Annotated in this window: 5 protein-coding genes; 3 read left to right on the forward strand and 2 right to left on the reverse strand. The window is 73.2% G+C overall.

All coding sequences use genetic code 11. From position 1 onward, the window contains the following. Positions 1–2,339: ATP-binding protein (locus tag ACWF94_RS31980; protein ID WP_453496446.1), on the forward strand; the 2,339-nt coding region annotated here is incomplete at its 5' end. A 163-nt stretch (positions 2,340–2,502) separates the two neighbouring features. Here the strand turns inward: ACWF94_RS31980 and nucS are convergent. Next, on the reverse strand, positions 2,503–3,165 hold the full coding sequence (nucS, locus tag ACWF94_RS31985; RefSeq protein ID WP_453496449.1) for an endonuclease NucS: 663 nt from the start codon (positions 3,163–3,165) through the stop codon (positions 2,503–2,505). A gap of 298 nt (positions 3,166–3,463) precedes the next feature. Between nucS and ACWF94_RS31990 the strand changes: the two genes are divergently transcribed. Beyond that, entirely contained in the window at positions 3,464–3,856 is a 393-nt protein-coding gene (locus ACWF94_RS31990) for an SCO5389 family protein (protein ID WP_453496451.1), read from the forward strand. 71 nt (positions 3,857–3,927) lie between these two features. Here ACWF94_RS31990 and ACWF94_RS31995 read toward each other — a convergent pair whose 3' ends face one another. Continuing rightward, positions 3,928–4,959, reverse strand: coding sequence for an LLM class flavin-dependent oxidoreductase (locus ACWF94_RS31995; RefSeq protein ID WP_453496454.1), 1,032 nt, complete (start codon positions 4,957–4,959; stop codon positions 3,928–3,930). A 249-nt stretch (positions 4,960–5,208) separates the two neighbouring features. On the opposite strand from ACWF94_RS31995, the gene ACWF94_RS32000 reads away from it, so the two are divergent. Then, on the forward strand, positions 5,209–5,513 hold a 305-nt coding region (locus tag ACWF94_RS32000), incomplete at its 3' end, for an ATP/GTP-binding protein (RefSeq protein WP_453496457.1).

A 5,513-nucleotide genomic window follows, 5' to 3' on the forward strand; every position in this document is an offset into this window, starting at 1 on the left:
CCCCCGCGGGCCCGGCCGCGCCGCGTGCCGCGCTGCTCGAACGGGACGGGGAACGCGAGCGGCTGACCGAGCTGCTCGCCCGGGGCCGCACCGTCCGGCTCACCGGTGCGCCCGGCTCCGGGCGCACCGCGCTGCTGCACATCGTCGCCCAGGACTGCGCCGGTCTCGCCCCCGACGGCGTCGTCCGGCTCAACGGTCACCACCGCACCCCCACCGACCTGTTGTACGAGCTGTTCGCGGCCGTCCACACCGCCCCGCGCCACCGGCCAGGACGGGCCGCCCTGCTCGCCCAGGTCCGCGAGATCGGCGCGATCGTCGTCCTCGACGACCTGGAGTTCGGCGGCGCCGCCCTCGGCGAACTGCTGGACGCGGCCCCCGAATGCGCCTTCCTGCTGGCGGCCACCCCCGATGTCCCCGCCCCCGCCGATGACGCCCAGCTGGAGGAGATCGCGCTCGCCGGTCTCGGCCGCGCCGCGTCGGCGGAACTGCTGCGGCGGGCCGTGGACCGGCCGCTCACCGAGGACGAGACGAACTGGGCGGGCGACCTCTGGTTCGAGTCCGAGGGACTGCCCCTGCGCTTCGTCCAGGCCGGTGCGCTGCTGCGGCAGTGCGACCGGCTCCGCGAGCAGCTGGCCGACGACCCGGACGCCTTCGAGGCGTTCACGCCCGACGACGCGGCGGAGGGCAATGAGGTACCGCTGCCCACTCTGGGCCAGGGCGCCGCGCCCGTCGCCCTGCTCGCCTCCCGGCTCAGCAGGTCCGCGCGCCAGGCGCTGCGCTTCGCCGTCGCCCTCGGCGGCGAACTCCCGCACCAGGCCCACCTCCCGGCCCTCATAGACGACACCCACGCCGACTCGGCGATCGGCGAACTGCTCGGCTGCGGACTGCTCTCTCCGATCGGCCGGCGCTACCGGCTCGCCGCCGGAGTCCTGGTCCAGCTGACGGAGAAGGGGTACGCGGACGAAGCGGCCACCCACGCCCGTACCGCCGCCCAGCACTACGCCTGGTGGGCCGGGCACCCCTCGGTCGCCCCCGAGCGGGCCGCCGCCGAGGCCGACGCCGTCCTGGCCGCCCTCACCGCCCTCGTCCCCGGCCGGGGCGCCCTGCCCGCCGCCAAGCCGGGCGGGCCCGTACCGGAAGGCTCCCAGGGCGAGGCGGGCCACCCCAGCGCGGCCGTCCTGCTCGCCCGCACCGCCGCGCCCGCCTTCGCGGCGGGGCTCAACTGGGGTGCCTGGGAGCGTGTCCTGAGGGTCGGCTCCGAGGCCGCCCGGATAGCGGGCGAAGTGGCCGAGGAAGCCTATTTCCACCATGAGCTGGGCATTCTGGCGCTCTGCACGGACAATCTGGACCGCGCCCGCGCCGAGTTGGAGGCGTCCATAGGGCTGCGCGGGGCGCTCTCCGACAAGAGCGGCACCGTCGCGGGCCGCCGGGCGCTCGCGCTGGTGGACGACCGGGAGAACGGCCTGGTGCCCGTGGGGTCGCCGAAGGCCGCCACCACCGCTGACGGCTCCGATGCCGGGCCCGTGTCCCGTCCCGAAGAGCCGTCGCCGCCGTCCCACGGGGTGTCCACCGCGCTGCCCGTGCTGTACGCCGTCCCCGTGCGGCCGGTGGGCCCGGAACCGGGTTCCGAAGCGGACACGCAGGCGGGGGCGGTGGTGCCGGAGACCCTGGTGTCCCCCGAACCGCCCTACCGCGCGCCGGGCAGCCGCCGCCGCGCCCTCCTCGGCGGCACCCGCCGCAACCTCGTCGCCGCGAGTACGGGCGCGCTGCTCGTCGCCGTCCTGGGCACGGTGGTGACGCTCGGCGCGACCTCCGACAGCCAGGACCCGCCGGGCTCCAAGGTGCGCGACGGCCAGTCCGCCAACGAGGACGACACCCAGGACGGTCTGAACGCCGACGAGCCGGACGACCGCAAGGGTGGTGACGGCCCCCGGGAGCCGGCCGGGGTCCCCGGGCAATCCGGCTCGGCGACCCCGAGCGGCGGTCCTTCGCCGGACAGTTCCCCGTCGCCCACCGGCGATCCGTCGTCGTCCGGCACCTCGCGGCCGGGGACGAGCGGGTCGCCGGACGGGCCGACCTCGACGCCCACCGGCAAGCCGTCGTCGCCGACCCCGCCCAAGCCGCCCACCAGTAGTAAGCCTCCGACGTCCAAGCCGCCCACCAGCAAGCCCCCGACGAGCACCCCGCCGTCCAGTCCGGCCCCTTCGACCTCGTCGGCCCCGACCGCCATCGAATCCAGCGCGAGCGCTCCGATAACCCCGACCAGCGCGGCCCCGTCCACGGAGCCCTCCAGCAGCCCGTCGGAGGCCGAGACCGCCTCCAGCTCGCCGGTCGTCTGAGACGCCTCGTACGCTCCGTACGCGATACGGGCAGGGCCCCCGTGCCCCTGCCCCTTGGCGGGCCGGGTCCGGCGGTGAGCAGGTGGGATGCGGGGGTCTTGACGCCTGAGGGTACGCCTGCGGGCGTCAGCGGGCGCCCCCGGGCTCAGCGGGCGTCAGCGGGCTAGAACAGCCTCAGCTTGTCGTCCTCGATGCCCCGCATCGCCTCGTAGTCCAGCACCACGCACCCGATGCCCCGGTCCGTCGCCAGCACCCGGGCCTGCGGCTTGATCTCCTGGGCCGCGAACACGCCCTTCACCGGGGCGAGGTGGGGGTCACGGTTCAGCAGTTCCAGATAGCGCGTCAACTGCTCCACGCCGTCGATCTCGCCGCGCCGCTTGATCTCCACCGCGACCGTCCCGCCGTCAGCGTCCCGGCACAGGATGTCCACCGGGCCGATGGCGGTGGGGTATTCGCGGCGGATCAGGCTGTAGCCCTCGCCCAGGGTCTCGATGCGATCGGCGAGCAACTCCTGGAGATGCGCCTCCACCCCGTCCTTGATCAGGCCCGGGTCCACACCCAGCTCGTGGGACGAGTCATGGAGGATCTCCTCCATCGTGATGATCAGCTTCTCGCCCGCCTTGTTGACGACCGTCCAGACGCTGCCGTCCCCCTCCTTCAGGGTGCAGGGCGGGGACATCCAGTTCAGGGGCTTGTAGGCCCGGTCGTCCGCGTGGATGGAGACGCTGCCGTCCGCCTTGACCAGGATCAGTCGGGGGGCGGAGGGCAGATGGGCGGTGAGCCGGCCGGCGTAGTCCACGGAGCAGCGGGCGATGACAAGGCGCATGGTCGGCAACGCTACTCGACGCACGCCGCCGTGCGCGATTCTCCCTACGTACTCCGGTCGCCGGGCACCACTGCGGCTGGCTGAGACGCCGCGGGTCGCCCCTCTTGCCCCTGTTCGTCATTGGCCGGTTGTCCTCCCAATCTCCTGGTGCCGTCTGGACGGCGGACTTACCGTGGATGCAGGTGGTCGTCGGTCGCGCACTCTGCGTCGCCATGCGTCATGCGCATGACGTCGTTTCCGGCGTCCGCTCCCCTGACCGGATGGGCCCCGTGCATACGGGGTCGCGAGAGGAGAACCCATGTCGCTCGACGTCTCACCGGCACTGTTGGAACAGGCCGAGCGAGGCGAGGTCGATGAAGCCGCCTTCGTCGACTGCGTCCGGACCTCCCTGCCCTACGCATGGGAGATGATCAGCTCTCTGGTGGCACAGCTGAAGGTCGACGGTGGCCAGTTCGCCGACAACCAGACGCCGCCGCCGGACGAGCAGGCACGTGGTCAGCTGCTGCGCGCACTCGCGAGTGATGCGATTCGCGGTGCGCTGCAACGGCACTTCGGAGTGCGTCTGGCATTCCAGAACTGCCACCGTGTAGCGGTGTTCCCGCTGGATTCCTCGGTCGACGAGCGGCTTGCCCGCTTCACTTCTATCAGGGGCCAGTTGCTCAACCAGTCCCCGGAAATGCGCGACTGCTGATGTCCGGTGCTGCCGCTCCGCATCGGGGGAGAACCGTCTGATGCCGGAGCGGCGGCACGCTCTTCGCCGACTCAGGTCAGCTGGGGGAGGACTTCCTCACCCAGCCGTCGTACGTTCTCCTCGGTCGTCGCCAGATCGCCCGAGCCCTCGGTGAGCAGGGCGAAGCGCCGGATGCCGGTGCGCTCGGCGGTGGCCGCGATCCGGTCGGCGGCGAGCCGCGGCGGGCCGACCGGGTGCAGCCCGCACAGCAGTTCCGTATAGGCCACGGGGTCGCGCATGCTGCGCTTGCGGCCGTCGACCGTGATGTGTGCGTCCAGGCCCTGCTTGAGCCAGCCGGGCATGGCCTTGAGGAGGGTCTCGGCGGCCTCGGGGGCGCTGTCCGCGATCTGGGCGACACCGGCCGAGACATGGCCCGGGTCGGCGACGCGCTCGGGCGGATGGCCCGCCGCGCGGGCGCTGTCGCGCCACAGGGCGACCATCGCCGCCTTGTCCTCGTCGCCGCAGTGCATCCCGAGCAGCATCGGCAGCCCGCGCTCGGCGGCCAGCCGCACGCTCTTGGGGGAGGTACAGGCGACGATGACCTCGGGCCCGGGCAGCGCGCCGGCGATCGGCTCGTCGGCCCGGGGCACCACCGCGACCTCGCGGAAGGCGTAACGCTCGCCCCGGGCACCGACGGCGGGCTCCCGAAGCCAGCGCAGCAGCAGATCCAGGGATTCGGGGAAGCCGGACTCATAGGCGCCGAGGCCGGAGCCGAAGACCTCCAGATCGATCCAGGGCCCGCCCCGGCCGACCCCCAGCGAGAACCGGCCCCCGCTGGTGAGATGCAGCAGCGCGGCCTGCTCGCCGAGCGCCACCGGATGGGCGCTGGGCAGGACACTCACGGCGGTGCCGACGCGGATGCGGCGGGTGCGGCCGAGCAGCAGCGCGGCCAGCGTCACCGCCGATGGACACACGCCGTACGGCACGAAATGGTGCTCCGCCAGCCATACAGAGTCCAGCCCGGATTCCTCCGCCACCTCGGCGGACCGCACCGCCCGGTGCAGCGCTTCCCCCTGGCCCTGGCCCGGAAACTGTGCCGCCAGTACGAACGTTCCCACGCGCATCGCCTTCTGCCTCCTTGCGGCCGACGCGTCACTCCCCCTGACGGCATTAACGTCTGACACGTGCCAAAGGCACGGCCCAACGTGAATCTTTTGCGATTTTCCGGTAACTGTTTCCGGCGGCCCCCACAGTGGGGCACCGTTTGCCGCGGTCGCCCGCCCGGCACCGCCGTTCACCGCGTCTGCCCCGTCCGCCGGCCCGTAGGCTGGGATCCGACAGGAATCGTCCCCACTTGCCCCGTGAGGTGTCCCTTGCCCCCGCGCCGCAACCGCCCCCAGGGCGGCGACAAGTCCCCCGACCGGTCCGGCGAACCGGGCGACCGGTACGGCGGCTTCGGCCGCAGCGAGTTCTGGCAGGGCGAGCAGTGGTCGCTGCGTCATGTCGCGGGAGCGAGCGCCGCGGGCAAGCGGTACCGCTGCCCCGGGTGCGACCAGGAGATCCCGTCGGCCGTTCCGCATGTGGTGGCCTGGCCGGAGCACGGCGGGGTGGACGACCGCCGGCACTGGCACACGGCCTGCTGGAACGCGAAGGACCGCCGCACCACAAGGGTGCGGCG

This window comes from Streptomyces sp. NPDC055078 (assembly GCF_053607985.1).

Coding starts and splice junctions, on each gene's coding strand:
- ACWF94_RS31990 (WP_453496451.1), top strand. CDS start 3,464: ATGTCGCTCGACGTCTCACCGGCACTGTTGGAACAGGCCGAGCGAGGC.
- nucS (WP_453496449.1), bottom strand. CDS start 3,165: ATGCGCCTTGTCATCGCCCGCTGCTCCGTGGACTACGCCGGCCGGCTC.
- ACWF94_RS31995 (WP_453496454.1), bottom strand. CDS start 4,959: ATGCGCGTGGGAACGTTCGTACTGGCGGCACAGTTTCCGGGCCAGGGC.